This window comes from Geodermatophilus sp. YIM 151500 (assembly GCF_025716945.1).
Taxonomy (GTDB): domain Bacteria; phylum Actinomycetota; class Actinomycetes; order Mycobacteriales; family Geodermatophilaceae; genus YIM-151500.
This window is the reverse complement of the sequence record NZ_JAOVZT010000006.1, coordinates 112051-128963: the sequence shown is the minus strand read 5'-3', so window position 1 is coordinate 128963 and position 16913 is coordinate 112051. Positions and strand designations below refer to the sequence as shown.

14 protein-coding genes are annotated in these 16913 nt (G+C 75.7%); 5 read left to right on the top strand and 9 right to left on the bottom strand.

All coding sequences use genetic code 11. The features are described from left to right. Positions 1-61 precede the first annotated feature (61 nt). From OF117_RS12190 to OF117_RS12180, 3 genes are all read right to left on the bottom strand, one after another. A complete protein-coding gene (locus OF117_RS12190; RefSeq protein ID WP_263553110.1) occupies positions 62-1471 on the bottom strand; it encodes a radical SAM domain-containing protein in 1410 nt (469 codons plus the stop codon). Between the two features lie 78 nt (positions 1472-1549). Then, positions 1550-3100, bottom strand: coding sequence for a phytoene desaturase family protein (locus tag OF117_RS12185; protein WP_263553109.1), 1551 nt, complete (start codon positions 3098-3100; stop codon positions 1550-1552). After that, positions 3097-4389, bottom strand: a complete 1293-nt coding sequence (locus OF117_RS12180; RefSeq protein WP_263553108.1) for an amidohydrolase family protein — start codon at positions 4387-4389, stop codon at positions 3097-3099. Before OF117_RS12180 ends, OF117_RS12185 begins: the two co-directional genes overlap by 4 nt. A 75-nt stretch (positions 4390-4464) precedes the next feature. On the opposite strand from OF117_RS12180, the gene OF117_RS12175 reads away from it, so the two are divergent. The 4 genes from OF117_RS12175 (at position 4465) to OF117_RS12160 (ending at position 7832) form a co-directional block, all read left to right on the top strand. Further along, positions 4465-5127 carry a DedA family protein gene (locus tag OF117_RS12175; RefSeq protein ID WP_263553107.1) on the top strand — a complete coding sequence of 221 codons (663 nt, stop codon included), beginning with the start codon at positions 4465-4467 and terminating at the stop codon, positions 5125-5127. Beyond that, a complete protein-coding gene (locus tag OF117_RS12170) occupies positions 5124-5843 on the top strand; it encodes an HAD-IA family hydrolase (RefSeq protein ID WP_263553106.1) in 720 nt (239 codons plus the stop codon). The genes OF117_RS12175 and OF117_RS12170 overlap by 4 nt, the downstream gene beginning before the upstream one ends. After that, positions 5840-6511 (top strand): alpha/beta family hydrolase, encoded by a 672-nt coding sequence (locus tag OF117_RS12165; protein WP_263553105.1) that lies wholly within the window; start codon positions 5840-5842, stop codon positions 6509-6511. The genes OF117_RS12170 and OF117_RS12165 overlap by 4 nt, the downstream gene beginning before the upstream one ends. Before the next feature lie 175 nt (positions 6512-6686). Beyond that, entirely contained in the window at positions 6687-7832 is a 1146-nt protein-coding gene (locus tag OF117_RS12160; protein WP_263553104.1) for a Fic family protein, read from the top strand. 85 nt (positions 7833-7917) lie between these two features. On the opposite strand, the gene OF117_RS12155 is transcribed toward OF117_RS12160, so the two are convergent. The 4 genes from OF117_RS12155 to OF117_RS12140 all read right to left on the bottom strand — a co-directional run bounded on the left by OF117_RS12155 (position 7918) and on the right by OF117_RS12140 (position 13103). Next, positions 7918-9036, bottom strand: coding sequence for an SRPBCC family protein (locus tag OF117_RS12155; RefSeq protein WP_263553103.1), 1119 nt, complete (start codon positions 9034-9036; stop codon positions 7918-7920). A gap of 128 nt (positions 9037-9164) precedes the next feature. Next, the gene (locus OF117_RS12150; protein ID WP_263553102.1) at positions 9165-10022 is read right to left on the bottom strand and encodes an FAD binding domain-containing protein; all 858 of its coding nucleotides are present in this window, start codon (positions 10020-10022) and stop codon (positions 9165-9167) included. Between the two features lie 28 nt (positions 10023-10050). Beyond that, on the bottom strand, positions 10051-12546 hold the full coding sequence (locus tag OF117_RS12145; protein ID WP_263553101.1) for a xanthine dehydrogenase family protein molybdopterin-binding subunit: 2496 nt from the start codon (positions 12544-12546) through the stop codon (positions 10051-10053). Further along, positions 12543-13103, bottom strand: a complete 561-nt coding sequence (locus OF117_RS12140) for a (2Fe-2S)-binding protein (RefSeq protein ID WP_263553100.1) — start codon at positions 13101-13103, stop codon at positions 12543-12545. The genes OF117_RS12145 and OF117_RS12140 overlap by 4 nt, the downstream gene beginning before the upstream one ends. Positions 13104-13355: 252 nt before the next feature. Between OF117_RS12140 and OF117_RS12135 the strand changes: the two genes are divergently transcribed. Continuing rightward, positions 13356-13970, top strand: a complete 615-nt coding sequence (locus OF117_RS12135) for a GNAT family N-acetyltransferase (protein ID WP_263553099.1) — start codon at positions 13356-13358, stop codon at positions 13968-13970. Positions 13971-14061: 91 nt separating this feature from the next. Here the strand turns inward: OF117_RS12135 and OF117_RS12130 are convergent, their stop codons facing one another. Continuing rightward, on the bottom strand, positions 14062-15318 hold the full coding sequence (locus tag OF117_RS12130; protein WP_263553098.1) for an MFS transporter: 1257 nt from the start codon (positions 15316-15318) through the stop codon (positions 14062-14064). 126 nt (positions 15319-15444) lie between these two features. After that, positions 15445-16758 (bottom strand): GAF domain-containing protein, encoded by a 1314-nt coding sequence (locus OF117_RS12125; RefSeq protein WP_263553097.1) that lies wholly within the window; start codon positions 16756-16758, stop codon positions 15445-15447. Positions 16759-16913 lie beyond the last annotated feature (155 nt).

The window sequence follows — 16913 nt, the reverse complement described above, 5'->3', positions numbered from 1 at the left end:
AGCCACTTCGGCCCGAACCAGCCCAACAGATGGACCCGTCTGTCACCCTCCCTTGCCGTACTCAGACCGGGGTGAGCGGGAGGAGCGTGCGCAGCTGCGCGTTCTCCTGCACGTCCAGCACCGAGTGCTGGGCGCAGGCCGGCACGAGCTGGCCGGTCTCCGGGTGCGCCATCGAGTAGGTGCAGGCCGCCAGCCGCTCCTGCGTCGCCGCGAGCACGGGATCGGTCGCCACCTCGCCGCGCTGCATCATCGCCCAGGCCGGACCCACCTGCGCGGCGTCCATGAAGCTGTGCACCTCGAAGGTCATCAACCCGACGCGGCCGGCGCGGGCGGCCCGCACGAGGCGGCGCGGCCCGCCGACCCGGCGCAGCGCCCGTCGCGCCCAGCGGACGGCGACCCGCAGGTCACCGGGATGGTGGCGCAGCACCCGCAGCACCTTGACCACGAGCAGCACGGGCGGTGTGCCGCTGAACGCCACCCCGCCGAAGTGCGCGAAGAAGGCGTCCCGGGCGGCCAGCTCGACCGGGTCCGACGGCTCGACGAACGGGTGCCAGCCACCGTCGACCAGGAAACCGAACCCCAGCCGGTTGCACCGCGGATCACCGAACTCGACGCCCTCGTGCGGCACCCGCCGGCCGAGCGCCTGCTCGAGCTGGGCCCAGACCGCGTCGGCGTCGACCGCCGTGTAGCTCTCCTTCCAGCGCCGCTGGTCGCCGACGTGCGCGGCCGGCTGGAAGCTCATCATCGAGTAGCCCATCGGGAGCACCGCGCGCACCGTCCGCGCCACCTGGCCGAGGTTGGCCGGGGTGACCGTCATGTTGTGCGCCAGGTAGTACCGCAGGCCGGTCTCGGCGGCGAGGTCGCGGAACATGTCCACGAAGCGCTGCCGGAACGGGTCCAGCTCCGCCTCCGACCGCGGCCGGACGGCGCCGCGCCGGCCGCGCATCAGCGAGTCGAAGTGCGCCGCGAAGCTCACCCGGTCGAAGCGCAGCCCGCCGTCCGGACCGGTCACCAGCGCCCGCAGGTACCCGGGGTCGAAGTCGCCGTGCGTCATGGACATCGGCGAGCGACCGGCGTCGCGCATCCCACGCAGCGCGGCCGCGTGGTCGTCGGGCGAGAGCAGCGACACCTCGCCGCCGATCAGTTGCGCGTGGGCGTAGGGCCCCCGGCGCTCCCGCAGGTAGGCCATCTGCGCGGTCACCTCGCGCAGGGTGTGCCCGCCGTCGACGCGCACCTTGTTGGCGTCGGCCGAGTGGTAGCAGGGGGTGCAGGTCAGGTTGCACTTCGGGAAGACGCCGTGCGTGCCCTCGCAGCCGACCGCGTGCCGGCCGAGGCTCTGCGCCGGGGTGCGCACGCGCCCGGGCAGCGCCGCCCACCGCTCGGCGAGCACCCGCTCGGTCTCGGGGTGCACCGGGCGGGTCCGCTCGACGAATCCGCGCCACCGCGCGCGCAGCCGTGTGCGCTCCGCCATCTGCCCTCCACGGATCGGTTCCGCGCCGGTCTCCCCGACGACGCTCCCACCCCGTTCGGTCGTGCGCCACCGATCGGTTCACCCGAGGGATCGCAGCAGGACCCGGGCCGCCGTCCGGCCGCTGACCCCGGCGATGCCGCCGACCGGCGCGACCCCGGCACCGGCCACGACGAGGCCGGCGACCGGGGTGCGGTGCCGGGCCAGGGCGCGCGTCGGCCGGAACGGGCCGAGCTGGTCGAGCGAGATGTCGGCGTGCATGGGATGGGCGCCCGGCCAGCGCAGCTCGTCGGCCATGTCCTCCGGCGTCCGCACCGAACGGGCCGTGATCGACGCCGTGAAGCCCGGCGCCCGTGCCTCCACGGTGGCGATCATCCGATCGGCGAAACCGGCGGCCTGCCCGGCCCAGCCACCGCGCAGGCGGAACGGTGCGCTGGGGCAGGCCAGGTAGACCGTGTGCCGGCCGGGCGGGGCCAGGGTCGGGTCGAGCGCGCTCGGCGTGAACGCGTAGGTGGGCACCGGGTCGTCCGGCAACCGACCCGCCCGGGCCTGGGCGAATCCGTCGGCCAGGCCTGCCACGCTGTCGACGTAGCTCTGCAGCCCGTTCCAGTCGCCCGGCCGGCCCCCCGGGTACGACGGCAACGCGTCCGTCGCCACGTGCACCACCATCTGGACGGCGTTGCTCCGGGTGACCGCGCGCAGCGCCGCGGCGTCCGGACCGTCCAGCGGCGGGTCGAGCAGCTCCAGCAGCGCGACGCCGGGATCGACGGCCGAGAGCACCGCGTCGGCGCCGAGCCGCTCCCCCGACTCCAGTTCGATCCCGCTCACCCGGGCACCTCGCCGGTGGATCCGGCGGACGGCGGCGCCCGTCCGCCACCGACCGCCGAGCGAGGTCAGCCGCCGCGCCAGCGCGTCGGCCAGACCCTGCGCCCCACCGACGGCGTGCCACTGCCCGACCTGGTGGTAGAAGGCCTGCCAGAGCGCGAACACCGCACTGCCGGGCGCGTCGGGCGCGGCGGAGGCGTGCGCGGCGAAGGCCGAGACGGGCGCGCGCACCAGGTCGCTGCCGAAGCGCTGCGCCAGCAGCTTGCCGTACGGCGAGAGCAGCAGCCCGGCCAGGCCCATCGGTCCGCCGTTGCGCGCCAGTGCGACCGCCGCAGCCGCCAGCCGGCCCGGCCCGCGTCGCCCGTCGATGCCGCTGCGCATCGCCGTGACGACCGGCGTCGCGCCGCGGATCCAGGCGGCGTAGCGGCGGGCCTCGTCCGCGTCGACCTCGGCGATCGAGGCGACGGTGCGCTCGACGTCCCGGTGGAAGCGCACGACCGTCCCGTTCCGGAAGACGGCGACCGAGAACGGGTCCATCTCGAGGTACTCGAGGCCCGCGTCGGCCAGCCGCAGCTCCGCGGCGATGTCCGTGGCGTTGATGATGTTGTGCGCCGCCGAATGCAGGTCGAAGCGGTGTCCCGGCACCACCTCCTCGGTGCGCGAGCCGCCGCCGAGCCGGTCGGCCTGCTCGAGGACCGTCACATCGGCGCCGGCTCGGGCGAGGTAGCAGGCCGCGACCAGGCCGTTGTGCCCGCCGCCGACGACGAGCACGCGACGTCCTGCGGCGGTGCCCGCGCGTCCGATCATCCGGCGAGGCGGGCGGCGCGGGCGGCGACCTCCAGCCGCAGCGCCTCGGCGTCCACCGTGGTGCACACGCCTCCACCGACGACCTGGCGCCCGCCGACCCACACCTCCCGCACGCACCGGGCGCCGCCGGACCAGACGAGGTGGCTGAGCACGTCGCCGGCGTCACCGACCGGCTCGAACGCCAGGTCCCGGGCGTCGACGTGCACCAGGTCGGCCCTTCGGCCTGCGGCCAGCTCCCCGAGGTCGGACCGGCCGAGAGCGGCGGCGGCTCCCCCGCTGGCCAGCCAGAACGCCTCGCCGGCCGACAGCGCTGTCGCGTCCGCGGCGCGCAGCCGGGCCAGCTGGGCGGCCAGCCGGGCGTCGGCGAGCAGGTCGAGCGCGTCGTTGGACGCCGGGCCGTCGGTGCCCAGGCCGACCCGCAGACCGCGGTCGAGCATCTCCCGCAGCGGAGCGGTGCCGCTGGCCAGCTTGGCGTTGCTCGCCGGGCAGTGCGCGACCGCGACGTCGTACTCCTGCCACAGCTCGAGGTCGCCGTCGTCCAGGTGCACGCAGTGCGCGGCCAGGACGCGCCCGCCGAGCACGTCGTGCGCGGCCAGCAGCTGCGGCACCGAGGCGCCGTGCCTGGCCAGCAGGTCGGCGCCCTCCGTGGCGGTCTCGGCCACGTGGAGGTGCAGCAGCAGGCCGTGCTCGCGGGCCGCCCGCCCCGCCGCGCCCAGCACCGGCAGCGGCACGGTGTAGGCCGCGTGCGGCCCGATGCCGTACTCGACGTGGCCGTCGGCAGCGACGCCGGCGGCCAGGTCGACGGCCGCCGCGAGCTGCTCCTCCAGCGGCGGCATGCCCGGCAGCGGCAGCAGCGGCGCGGCGACCACGGCGCGGGCCCCGGTCGACCGCACCGCGGCGGCGATGCGATCGGGGTGGAAGTACATCTCCACGCTCGTCGTCACCCCGTTGCGCAGCATCTCCGCCGACGCGGCGGTCATCGCCACCTCGACGTCGTCCGGCGTCAGCCGCGCCTCCCGCGGCCACATCACCTCCCGCAGCCAGCGCTCCAGCGGCAGGCCCTCCCCCTGGCCGCGGAACAGCGCCATGGGCGCGTGCGAGTGGGCGTTGACCAGGCCGGGCAGCAGCCAGCCGGGCAGCTCCACCCGCTCGGCGTCCGGCGCCTCCGGCGCCTCGGCGGCCGGTCCGACCCAGTGGATCGACCCGTCGACCACGTCGAGCACCGCGTCCCGGACGACGGTGCCGGCCCGGTCGCCGACGACGAGCGCGGACGCGGTGAAGCGCGGCATGCGCCGACGCTACGGGCACCGCGGCGCGGCTCGCACCAGCAACGGGCGGACGACGATCTCGCGTACCGTGGCCCGGTGCCGCCGGTTCTCGCCGCCGCCTCCGACCCGGGCGGCATCACAGGCTTCCTGTTCGACGCCATCGACGCCCTCGGCCCGGTCGGGGTCGGGCTGTCCATCCTGCTCGAGACGGTGATCCCGCCGATCCCGAGCGAGGTGATCCTGCCGCTGGCCGGTTACCTGGTGCAGACCGGCCGGGAGAGCCTCCTGCCGGTCTTCCTCTTCGCCACGCTGGGCTCGCTGCTCGGCGCGCTCGCGCTGTACTGGCTCGGTCGCGCGCTCGGTCCCAAGCGCAGCCGCTGGGTGCTCGACCGGATGCCGCTGGTCGACGCCGAGGACGTCGACAAGGCCTGGCACTGGTTCGAGCGGCACGGCCGGTCGGCGGTGTTCTTCGGGCGGCTGGTGCCCATCGTGCGCAGCTTCATCTCCGTGCCGGCCGGGGTCGTGGGCATGCCGCTGCCGCAGTTCGTGCTGTACACCACGCTGGGCAGCGGGTTGTGGAACGCGCTGCTCATCGGCGGCGGGATGCTGCTCGGCACCCAGTACCAGCTGGTGGAGCGGTACGTCGGCGTCCTCGACTACCTCATCGTGGCAGCCGTTGTCGGTTCGATCGCCTTCCTCGTGGTCCGCCGGTTCCGCAAGGTGCGGACCCAGCGGCAGGGGCCGGGGAGCGGGGCGTGACGCCCGCCGCAGCCGGGGGCGGCCCCGGGCGGCCCGAGGTCACCGCCGTCCGGCCGGAGGTGGTCGCCTTCGACGTCAACGAGACGCTGCTCGACCTGGCGCCGGTGCGCGCGGCGCTGGTCGAGCTCGGCCAGCCCGAGCACCTGCTGCCGGCCGTCTTCGCCCGCACGCTGCTGACCGGCTTCGCCGCGGTGGCGGCCGGCGGATGGTGCCGGTTCCGCGACGCGTTCGACGCAGCGCTGGCGCAGAGCTGCGACCTGTCCGATGACGACCGCGCCCGGGTGGCCGGGGCCTTCGCCGAGCTGAGCCCGCACCCGGACGTCGAGCCGGCGCTGCGCCGGCTGGCCGAGGCGGGCGTGCGGGCGGTGACCCTGTCGCACGGCTCCCCCGGGATCGCCGAGGCGGGCCTCGAGCGCGGCGGCATCCGACCGCTCGTCGAGCGGACCATGACCAGCGAGTCGATCCGGGCGTGGAAGCCCAACCGCGAGGTCTACCTGTGGGCGGCCGGCGCCTGCCGCGTCGCGCCCTCGCGGCTGGCCCTGGTCGCCGCGCATGCCTGGGACGTGCAGGGTGCGGTGCGCGCCGGGCTGACGGGCGCGTGGTTCCCCCGCGCCGAGCGGGTGTACGCGGCGGTGTACGAGCCGGCCACCGTCGTCGCCGACGACATCCTCGGCGCCGTGGAGGGGCTGCTGGCCCTGCCCGCCGCCGAGGGGTGAGCCCCGCACCGGACGCCCGGACGGTGGCGGTCACCGACGTCGCCACCCCGCTGGGGCCGGCCCGGGTGCTGGCCACCGAACCGGACGGCGGGCCGCGCGGCACCCTGGTTCTCGGCCACGGCGCCGGAGGGGGCGCCGGGGCGCCCGACCTCGTCGCGGTCACCGACGCCGCGGCCGGCGACGGCTGGCGGGTGCTGCGCGTCGAGCAGCCGTGGCGGGTGGCCGGTGGCCGGGTCGCGCCCGCACCGCCGCGGCTCGACCTCGGCTGGACGGCGGTGCTCGACCGGCTGCGCGCCGACGGTCGTCTCACCGGGCCGCTGGTGCTCGGGGGCCGCAGCGCCGGTGCCCGGGTGGCCTGCCGGACGGCGGCGGCGCACCAGGCGGCCGGCGTGCTCGCACTGGCCTTCCCGCTGCACCCGCCGGGGCGGCCGGAGAAGAGCCGCGCGGAGGAGCTGACCGGCGTCGGCGTCCCGGTGCTCGTCGTCCAGGGCGGGACCGACGCCTTCGGCACCCCCGAGGAGGTGGCGGCCGTGCTGGCCGGGCGACCGCGCGCGTCGGTCCAGGCCGTCCCCGGTGACCACGCGCTGAAGAGGATCCCGCACGTGGTGGCCGCCGCGGCCGTTTCCTGGCTGGCCGAGACCCTCGTCGCGGCGTCGGATACGTCCTGAGAGGAGCGTCCGGTCTCGCCGGGGGACCGTCACCCGCGCATCGATCGAGCGCTCGTCCCTGTCCGGTGCCGTAGGTGTCATACCTGCGGCTGATGCGGGACAGATCTACGCTGAACGGCGCATATTGTGTCATTGTGCGCGCGCTGAGGACTTCACGGGCAGCCCAACAGGCTCTTTGCTGACCATCACGGGCACGGACCCGCGCTTCGGCCCTTGGCAGCACGTCGCCTTTATCCCCGACCCGCTCCCCTACTCCACCCCCCACCTCTCGGCGGGGACGTTCAACGCGGCGGCGCGGGCCCGCGCAGCGCTCGCTTCACTGGACAGCTCGGCGAAGCGACTGCCCAACCCCTCGCTCCTGCGCAGGTCCACGCTGTCACGAGAGGCGCAGAGCACCTCGGCACTCGAAGGGACGTATGCACCGCTGCAGGACGTGCTCGCGGCGGACGAGGACGAGGACCAGCCCGATGCCAACCTCCGTGAGGTCGTCAACTATCTGCGCGCAGCCGAGCACGCCTTGGCCTGGGTGGCCGACGGGCGCCCGCTGACGCTGGGCATGCTGATCGACCTGCAGGCACGCCTGGTCCGGGGGACGCCCGCCGAGACCTCCAGCTCCGGCCGCGTGCGCGACATCCAGGTCGTCATCGGGTCGCACCGGGGCACGCGGGTCCAGGACGCGCGCTTCGTCCCTCGGCCACCGGGTCCCGAGCTCGAAGCCCAGGTGAGGGACTGGCTGGACTGGGTCTCCCGGGACACGAGCCAGGAGATCGACCCTGTCGTCGCGGCGGCCATGGGGCACTACCAGTTCGTGACCTTGCATCCCTTCAACGATGGCAACGGTCGCATCGGTCGGCTCTTTGTCGTCCTCCAGCTGCTTCGGGCCCGTGTGATCACGGAGCCGAGTCTGACCGTCTCACCCTGGTTCGAGGCGCGGAGGGGGGAGTACTACGAACGGCTCTACGGCGTCAGCGCGCGTGGCGACTGGGACGCGTGGGTCGACTTCTTCGCCACGGCCCTCGCGGCTTCCGCCGACGACACGGCCGCCCGGCTGGAGGACCTGCTCACCGTGCAGGCGGAGCTGAAACGCAAGGTCAGGGCTGCAGGCATGCGAGCAGACACCGCCATGTCGCTGGTGGACTTCTCGCTGGCTCGCCCGATCTTCACCGTCCGGCAGGTCGAGCACCGACTCGGCGTGGGCTACGTGCGCGCCAACACCTTGGTCCGGCAGCTGGTCCAAGCCGGTGTCCTGGCGAAGTACGACGAGAGCAACTACAACCGCAGCTTCACCGCTCCGGACGTGCTGGCCGTCCTGCTGCGTTGACGCGCAGCGACCCGTTCCGCGTGAGCAAGCGCGGGAGCCGAGGGCCGTACGCCCGGGCCGTCGATGGACAGCCGCCGTACGAGGGTCAGCGGCGGCGCCGCCGTCGGCGGAGCACGAGGAGCACGAGCAGCACCGCGGCGACGATGCCCGCCGCGGGCACCGCCATCCGGGTCAGCGCGGCGCCGCCGGCGACCTCGAGCAGGTCGATCGGCTCCGGTTCGGCGGCCGGCTGCGGCCGGGTGGGGCCGGACGGCGTGCTGCGCGCCGGCGCGCCGGTGGCCGGCCGGGTCGGCGGGGCCGTGGGACCGCTCGGACCCCCGCCGGGCCGGGCCGGCCGGGCGGACGGCGTACCAGCGGCGCCCGGCGCGGTCTCCGCGACCGTGGGGCCGGTCGCGGCCGCGGGAGCGGTGCCGGCCGCCGCCGGAGCGGTGTCGGGCGCGGCCTCGGCGGGCGCGGCCTCGGCGGGCGCGGCCTTGGTGGGCGCGGCCTCGGTGGGCTTCGTGCCGGTGTCGACCTTCTGGGTGGTCGACACCGTGTCGGTGGCCGCGGCGGCGGCCTTCTTGGCGGCGGTGCCGGCCTTGCGGGCCGCCTTCGCCGCGACGCCGTCGCCGCCGACCTGCTCCGCCGAGGCGGCGACCTCCTCGGCCGCGCCGGTCGCCGTGGCGGCCGCGGCGGCGGCCTTCGTCGCCACGGTCGGCTCCTGCTGCTCGCCCGCGGCCACCCGGTCGACCGCCACGTCCTGCGCCGCGGCCAGCTGGGCCGCCAGCTTATCGGCGAACTGGCCGAGGAGCTTGTTGCCGACGTCGGTCATCACCCCGCGGCCGAACTGCGCGGGCCGGCCGGTGATGCTGAGGTCGGTCAGCACGTCGACGCGGGTGACCGAGCCCTCAGCCGCGAGGTTCGCCGTGATGGTGGCCGCCGCCGTGCCGTTGCCCCGCTGGTCCTTGCCCTTGGCGTCGATGACCGCGCGGTGGGCCGCCTCGTCCTTCTCGATGAACGACGCGCGGCCCTGGTAGGTCAGGTTGATCGGGCCGAGCTTGACTTTCACCCGGCCGGTGAACGAGTCGCCCTCGACCGAGTCCAGCGCCGCGCCGGGCATGCAGGGAGCGATGCGCTCGATGTCGAGCAGGACCCGCCAGGCGTCGTCGACGGGCACGGGCACGGTGAACGAGTTCTCCAGCTGCACGACTGACCTCCAGGTCACGCATCCCGGCCGGCCCGCCCGGGTCTGGGGCGGGCCGGCCGGCGACGAACGGCTACGGACCATCCGCCCCCGTTCCGTGCACCGCCCCGAGCGTGCGAGGGGTGGGGAGAACGGGGTCCTTCTGGACGCTACAGCCCGGCCGCGCGGAGGACCGCCCGACGGGTGAGCACCTGCGCCAGGTGCTGCCGGTAGTCGGCCTGGGCGTTGAGGTCGCTGCTCGGGCTGGTCCCCTCCGCCGCGTGCCCGGCGGCCGCCGCGACGGCCTCCACCGTCGCGTCGGCACCGGCCAGCGCCGCCTCGGTCGCGGTGGCGCGCAGCGGCGTCGGGCCCATGTTGGTCAGCCCTATGCGCGCCTCGGCGATGTGCCCGTCCTCGCGCCGGACGGCGGCGGCGACGGCCACGATCGACCAGGCCTGCGCCACCCGCTGGAACTTCTCGTAGTGCATCCCCCACTCGCCGGGCAGCTTCGGGATGCGCACCTCGACCAGGATCTCCCCTTCCTCCAGGGCGGTGGTGAGGTAGTCGACGAAGAACTCAGCGGCCGGCACGGTCCGTCGTCCGCCGAGGCCGGCGACGACCAACTCGGCGTCCAGGGCCAGCGCGCACGCCGGCAGGTCGCCGGCCGGGTCGGCGTGCGCCAGCGCGCCGCCGAACGTGCCCCGGTGGCGGGTCTGCCGGTCGGCGACCGTCTCGGTCGCCGCGGCGACGAGCGGCGCGTGCTGCCGGACCAGCGGATCGGCGAGCACCTGGGCGTGCGTGGTCATCGCGCCGATGACGATCGCGTCGCCGTCGTCCCGGACGCCGCGCAGCTCGGCCACCCGGCCGAGGTCGACGACGGTCTCGGGCGCGGCCAGCCGCAGCCGCATGACCGGGATGAGCGACTGCCCGCCGGCCATCACCTTGACGTCCTCGCCGCCCTCGGCGATCGCCTGGACCGCCTCGTCGACGGTGGTCGGGCGCGCGTACGCGAACGGGGCGGGGATCATCGCTCGTCTCCTTCGTCGACTCGGGGGATCACCGGTCACCTCCCAGCGAGCTCTGCGGGGTGGACACGCCCGCCGTGGTCTCGGTCTGCGCCCCGCCGTAGGCGGTGGTGCCGGCGGTTGCCCGGTCGCCGCCGTCACCGCCACCCTGCAACGCCCGCCAGACCCGCTCGGGGGTGAGCGGCATCCGGATGTCGGTGACCCCGAGGTGGCGGACGGCGTCCAGCGCGGCGTTCACGACCGCCGGCGTCGACGCGATCGTGCCCGCCTCCCCGACGCCCTTGGCGCCCAGCGGGTTGGCCAGCGCCGGCGAGACGGTGTTGCCGGTGTCGAAGTGCGGCAGGTCGGCCGCCGACGGCACCAGGTAGTCGACGAACGTGCCGGTGGTCAGGTTGCCGTCGGCGTCGTACACCGCCTCCTCGTACAGCGCCTGCGCGATGCCCTGGGCGAGGCCGCCGTGCACCTGCCCCTCGACGATGAGCGGGTTGACGATCTCGCCGATGTCGTCCACGCAGGCGTACTTGCGGATCGTCACCCTGCCGGTCTCGGTGTCGACCTCGGCCGCGCAGATGTGCGTGCCGTGCGGGAAGGAGAAGTTCTCCGGGTCGAAGGTCGCCTCGGCGTCGATGCTCGGCTCCATGCCCTCCGGGAAGTTGTGCGAGGTGAAGCACGCCAGCGAGACCTCCTGGATGCTCACCGAGGTGCCCGGCGTCCCCCGCACGGAGAACGAGCCGCCGGCGAAGTCCAGGTCGTCCTCGCTGGCCTCCAGCAGGTGGGCGGCGACCCGGCGCGCCTTGGCGACCACCTTCTCGGCGGCCTTCACCACGGCGACGCCGCCCACCACCAGCGAGCGGGACCCGTAGGTGTCCAGCCCGCGGGCGGACACCGCGGTGTCGCCGTGCAGCACCTCGACGTCCTCGAACGGCACGCCGAGCTGGTCGGCGACGATCTGGCTCCAGGCCGTCTCGTGCCCCTGGCCGTGCGGGCTGGTGCCCGTGACCACCTCGACCTTGCCGGTGGGCAGCATCCGGATGCTCGCCTGTTCCCAGCCCCCGGCGCCGTAGGACAGCGACCCGAGGACCCGGGAGGGCGCGATCCCGCACATCTCGGTGAACGTGGAGAAGCCGATGCCCAGCTGCACCGGGTCGCCCGACTCCCGACGGCGGCGCTGCTCGGCACGCAGCTCGTCGTAGCCGATGAGCTCGAGCGCCTTCTGCGTGGCCGCCTCGTAGTCGCCGCTGTCGTACTCCAGGCCCGCGGCCGTGGTGAACGGGAACTCCTCGGCCCTGATCCAGTTCTTCCGGCGCACCTCCAGCGGGTCCATGCCCAGCTCGACGGCGAGCTCGTCCATGATCCGCTCGATGGCGAAGGTGGCCTCCGGCCGCCCGGCGCCCCGGTAGGCGTCGGTCGGCGTCTTCGTGGTGAAGACGCCGTCGCACTCGAACCGGTAGGCGGGGAACTTGTAGATGCCGATGAACATGAAGGCACCCAGGACCGGGACGCCGGGTGTGATCAGGCGCAGGTAGGCGCCCATGTCGGCCAGGATCCGGCAGCGCAGGCCCTTGACGTTGCCCTCGCGGTCGGCGGCGATGTCGATGTACTGGATCTGGTCGCGGCCGTGGTGGGCGCTCATCAGCGACTCGCTGCGCGTCTCGGTCCACTTGACCGGCCGGCCGACCCGGCGGGCCGCGAGCAGGGTGAGCACCTCCTCGGGGGTGACCTGCAGCTTGCCGCCGAAGCCGCCGCCGACATCGGGGGCGATCACCTTCACCTTGTGCTCGGGGATGCCGGTCACCATCGACAGCATCAGCCGCAGGATGTGCGGCACCTGGGTGGCCGACCAGACCGTGTAGTTGTCGCCCTGGGGCTGGACGACGACCGAGCGGGGCTCCATGAACGCGGGGATCAGCCGCTGCTGCACGAACCGGCGGCTGACCACCACCTCGGCGTCGGCGAAGGCCTGCTCGGTGTCGGCGGCCGTGCCGGCCTCCCCGCCGTCGAAGACCCAGTGGTAGCTGCGGTTGGACGCGGTGCCCGGGTGCACGAGGTCGGCGCCCTCGGCGAGCGCCGCCTCCATGTCGAGCACCGGTGGCAGCGGCTCGTAGTCGACGTCGACCAGCTCGAGGGCGTCGGCGGCGGCAGCCCGGCTGCGCGCGACGACCACCGCGACGGCCTCGCCCACGTGGTTGACCTGGTCGACGGCGACGGCCGGTGCCCCGGGGTTGACCATGTCCGGCGTCACCGGCCACGCGCAGGGCAGCGACCCCTGCTCGTCGGCCAGGTCGCGGCCGGTCAGCACCGCGAGCACGCCGGGCGCCTGCTGCGCCGCGCTGACGTCGATGCCGGTGATGCGGGCGTGCGCCACCGGGCTGCGGACGACGGACATGTGCAGCAGCCCGGGCAGCACGAGGTTGTCGGTCCACAGCGTGCGGCCGGTGATCAGCCGGGCGTCCTCCTTGCGGCGGCGCGGCTTGCCGACCTCCTTCTCCGGGGCGCCGGTCGCAGCCCGGTCCTCGGTGACGGTCATGCCCGCACCACCGCGTGCGGAGCGGCCGCCGTGTCGACGTCGGCCGGGGAGGCGGAGCGGTCGGAGGCGGGGCCGTCGGACCTGGCGCGCCCGCTCATCTCGCCGGCGGCGTGCTGCACCGCGCGGACGATGTTCTGGTAGCCCGTGCAGCGGCACAGGTTGCCCTCGATGCCCTCGCGGATCTCCGTCTCGCTCGGGTCGGGGTGGTCCCTCAGCAGGTCGATCGAGGCCATGATCATGCCCGGCGTGCAGAAGCCGCACTGCAGGCCGTGCAGCTCGTGGAAGGCCCGCTGCAGCGGGTGCAGCGTGCCGTCGGGGGCGGCCACCCCCTCGATCGTGGTCACCTCGGCCTCGTCGGCCTGCACGGCGAGCACCGTGCAGGACTTCACGGCCACCCCGTCCAGCAGCACGGTGCAGGCGCCGCAGTTGCTGGTGTCGCAGCCGACCACGGTGCCGACCTTGCCCACCTGCTCCCTCAGGTAGTTCACCAGCAGGGTCCGCGGTTCGACGTCGTCGGCGTACGTCACGCCGTCGACCCGCACGCTGATCTGCGTCACTGGTCCTCCGCTCCGTTGCGTGGCGCCGGTCACACTCCGGCCTGGGCGCAGTCTGGCAACGCGGCGGCCCGGAGTCCACGGCTGGGCGTGACGGATCGGTCCGGCTGCCGCTCCTCCGTCGGGAGTCAGCGAGTCACCTCCCGCAGCCGCGGAGGTCCATCGCGGTGGCCTGTCCTCAGCCGCGGGACACCTCAACGTTGCAACGGCGTTGCAGCGGCGCGCGCCGCCGGAGGGGCGCGCATCATCCCCGGTATGGACGACGTCGCCGTCCGCCCGCCGGCGCTGACCGAGCTGCGCGACGCCCGGGAGGTGCTCGTGGAAGCACTCGCGGCCGACCCCTCCTGGAGCCACGTCCTCCCCGACGGGCGGGGACGGCGGGCCGCGCTGCGCACGCTGGTCGGCGTCGCCATCGCCGACTCCGGCCGGCACGCCCGCGTCGCGCTGGCCGGCGGGCGGGTGCTCGGCGCGGCCGTGTGGCAGCCGCCCGGGCGCTATCCGATGACCGCGTGGCGGCAGGCCCGCGCGCTGCCGCGGATGCTGCCGCTGCTGGTCCGGCGGCCGGGTGAGGCCCGGGCCATCCGCCGGTTGGGGGACGCTCTGGACCGGGCCTTCCCGTCGACCCCGGTGCGCTACCTGCAGGTGCTCGGCGTCGCGCCGGCCGCGCAGGGCCGCCGGATCGGCGCCCGGCTGCTGCGCGAGGGACTGGCCGCGGCCGACGCCGCCGACGAGGTGACCTACCTCGAGACCGGCAAGCCGGCCAACGTCGACTGGTACCGGACGCACGGGTTCGACCTCGTGGCGCCGGGCGCCCCGCTCGCGGACGGCGGCCCGCCGATGTGGCGGATGCGCCGGGAGCCGGCCGGCTGACCCGGCCGTCCCGGAGGCCACGGGGATCCGCAAACCGGGCCCTGCCCGGCCGCGTGGGGTCCTCCGCCGGGCATCCCCCGGGCGAGCGGGGTCAGCGGGCGGGGGCCAGCGCCTCCGCGGCGGGGCGGCACGCCGTGATCGCCGCTGTGCGCAGCTCCCGCCGCCGGAGCGCCGCCGAGGCGCCCAGGGCGACGAGCCCGGCGGCGGCGAGGCCGGCACCCACCGCGCTCGGCGCGGTGAAGCCGAGGCCCGCGGCGATCACGACCCCGCCCAGCCAGGCGCCGAGCGCGTTGGCCGCGTTGAGTGCGGAGTGGTTGAGCGCGGCCCCGAGCATCTGCGCCTCACCGGCGACCTCCATCAGCCGCAGCTGCAGGCAGACGACGAGCACCGAGGCGCTCAGCGCGAGGGCGAACACGCCGGGCAGCAGCGTCAGGGCGCTGCGCGCGGCCAGCGGGACCACGGCCAGCAGCGCGCCGGTGGACACCATCGCGCCCACCAGGGAGCCGAAGAGCGCGCGGTCGGCCAGCCGCCCGCCGAGCGCCGTCCCCAGGACGCCCCCGACGCCGAAGGCCAGCAGGACGATCGGGACGGCGCCGCGCGCGAGGCCGGTGACCTCGGTGGTCAGCGGGGCGATGTAGGTGTAGACGGCGAACATGCCGCCGAAGCCGACGACGGCCACGACCAGGGTGAGCAGCACCTGCGGGCGGCGCAGCGCGCCCAGCTCGGTGCGCACGCTCGCCCCCGGCCGGCCCGGCGACGGCGGGACGACGGCGACCACCGACAGCACGGTGACCGCGGCGATCGCGACGACCGCCCAGTAGGCGGCGCGCCACCCCAGCGCCTGGCCCAGCCACGTGGCGGCCGGGACGCCGGCCAGCGTGGCGACGGCGAGCCCGAGCATGACCGAGCTGACCGCCCGGCCGCGCAGCTGCGGGACCACCAGCGACGCCGCGACCAGGGAGGCCACGCCGAAGTAGGCGCCGTGCGGGAGGCCGGACAGGAACCGGGCCGCCAGCAGCGACAGGTGGCCGGGGGCCAGCGCGGACGCCACGTTGCCGGCGAGGAAGGCGGTCATGAGGCCGAGCAGCAGCGCCCGCCGGGGCAGTCGGGCCGACAGCGCGGCGATCACCGGCGCGCCGACGACCACGCCGAGCGCGTAGGCGGAGATGTAGCCGCCGGCACGCGGGATGTCGACGCCCGTGCCGGCGGCGATGTCGGGCAGCAGCCCCATCGTCACGAACTCGGTGGTGCCGATCGCGAAGCCGCCGAGGGCGAGGGCGACGACGGCGGCCACCACGTGCCCGCGGCCCGGCGCCGGGACGGCGGGGGTGCGGTCCGGGGAGGTCACACCCGGGGCCAAGGCGCCGGCCGCACGACTGCATTCCCCGCACGGGCGTGCCGACGTCCGGTGATCTGCGCCACCAGGATCCGGCACGCCGGGTCCGCGTGATCCCGCCCGGAGGAGCGGTCCGGGTCAGCGGGCGCGGGCGGGACGGCGCAGCCGCAGCAGCTGCGCCGCCGCGGCCGCGCGGCGCGGGGAGCCGGACGGCAGGACGTCGAGGCAGGCCTGCCACACCGCGGCGTCGTCCCGCGCCTCCGGCTGGGCCGACCAGCGCAGCAGCAGCTCGGGCCGCCGGCTCTCCAGGACGGCGTGGCGCAGCCGGGCCGACAACCGCTCCCGGACCGCGGCGACGCCGGGCGCCCGCGAGCGGGGCAGCACCGGTCCGGGGTAGGCGTCGAGCGCCGCGCCGACCGCGCCCCGGCCGAGCAGCCGGCGCACCCGCTCCAGGTCGGTGTCGACCCGGGCGAGCAGCCGGTAGGGGCGGGACCCGACCAGCTGGGCGCCGACCAGCCGGCGCAGCCGCGACAGCTCGGCGCGCACGGTGACCGCGGCGGCCTCGCCCGCGTGGCACTCGGCGGCGAGCTGCTCGGCGGTGCGCCCCTCGCCCGTGACCGCCGCCTCGGCCAGCAGCAGGAGCAGCTCGGAGTGGCGCAGCGACAGGTCCAGCCGCCGGGCGGGGAGCGCCAGGCGGGCGCGGTCCCGGCCCAGCACGTCGAGGCGCGGGACGGGGGCCGCGGGCACCCGTGCGGAGGTGGCCCGCTGCACCTGCTCGCGCCGCTGCCAGCGCAGCTCGGCCTCGACGGCCGCGGCCGTGGCGCGGATGAGGGTGAGCATCTGCGGGCTGGCCACGTGCTCGCCGCCGGTCACGTCGACGGCGCCGAGCAGCGCACCGGTCACCGGGTCGTGGACCGGGGCCGCCGAGCAGCTCCACGGCTGCACCGGCCGCCGGAAGTGCTCGCTGCCGTAGAACTGGACGGCGTGGTCGAGGGCGAGCGCCGTGCCCGGGGCGTTGGTGCCGGCGACCTCCTCCGACCAGCGCGCGCCCTCGACGAAGTTCATCCCGGCCGCCCGCGACCGCAGGCGGGCGTCCCCCTCGACCCACAGCATGCGACCCGCCGCGTCGGTGACCGCCACGATCATGCGGTCGACCTCGGCGTCGGCCACGAGCAGGCGCCGGATCACCGGCAGCACGCCGGCCAGCGGGTGCGCCGCGCGGTAGTCGAGCAGGTCGTCGTCCACGAGCTCGACGGGCGGTGTCCCGCCGTCCGGGTCGACGCCGCTGGCCAGGCAGCGCCGCCACGACTCCCGGACCACCGGCCGCACCGGTGCTCCCGGATCGGGGCCGCCGGTGACGAACCGCTCGTGCGCCGCGCGCAGCCGCCGGTCCAGCGCCGGGCTCGGCCGGCCGCCGGGCAGCGCCAACCAGGGGTTCAGCGTCGGCGGCACCGCACGCCCCGCGGGTCGGCACTCATGTCGCCGCCATCGTGACCCGTCGGCGTCCCTCGCACCAGAGCGGATCGCGCACGACCCATCGACGGTCCCGCGCAGCCTCGGCCGGACGTGCCGGCCGGACGTGCCGGCCGGACGTGTCGGCCGGGCCG

What these genes read in the sequence shown, in the direction of transcription:
- OF117_RS12190 (WP_263553110.1), bottom strand. Translation starts at nt 1,471, where the DNA reads ATGGCGGAGCGCACACGGCTGCGCGCGCGGTGGCGCGGATTCGTCGAG.
- OF117_RS12145 (WP_263553101.1), bottom strand. Translation starts at nt 12,546, where the DNA reads ATGACCGTCACCGAGGACCGGGCTGCGACCGGCGCCCCGGAGAAGGAG.
- OF117_RS12150 (WP_263553102.1), bottom strand. Translation starts at nt 10,022, where the DNA reads ATGATCCCCGCCCCGTTCGCGTACGCGCGCCCGACCACCGTCGACGAG.
- OF117_RS12180 (WP_263553108.1), bottom strand. Translation starts at nt 4,389, where the DNA reads ATGCCGCGCTTCACCGCGTCCGCGCTCGTCGTCGGCGACCGGGCCGGC.
- OF117_RS12135 (WP_263553099.1), top strand. Translation starts at nt 13,356, where the DNA reads ATGGACGACGTCGCCGTCCGCCCGCCGGCGCTGACCGAGCTGCGCGAC.
- OF117_RS12185 (WP_263553109.1), bottom strand. Translation starts at nt 3,100, where the DNA reads ATGATCGGACGCGCGGGCACCGCCGCAGGACGTCGCGTGCTCGTCGTC.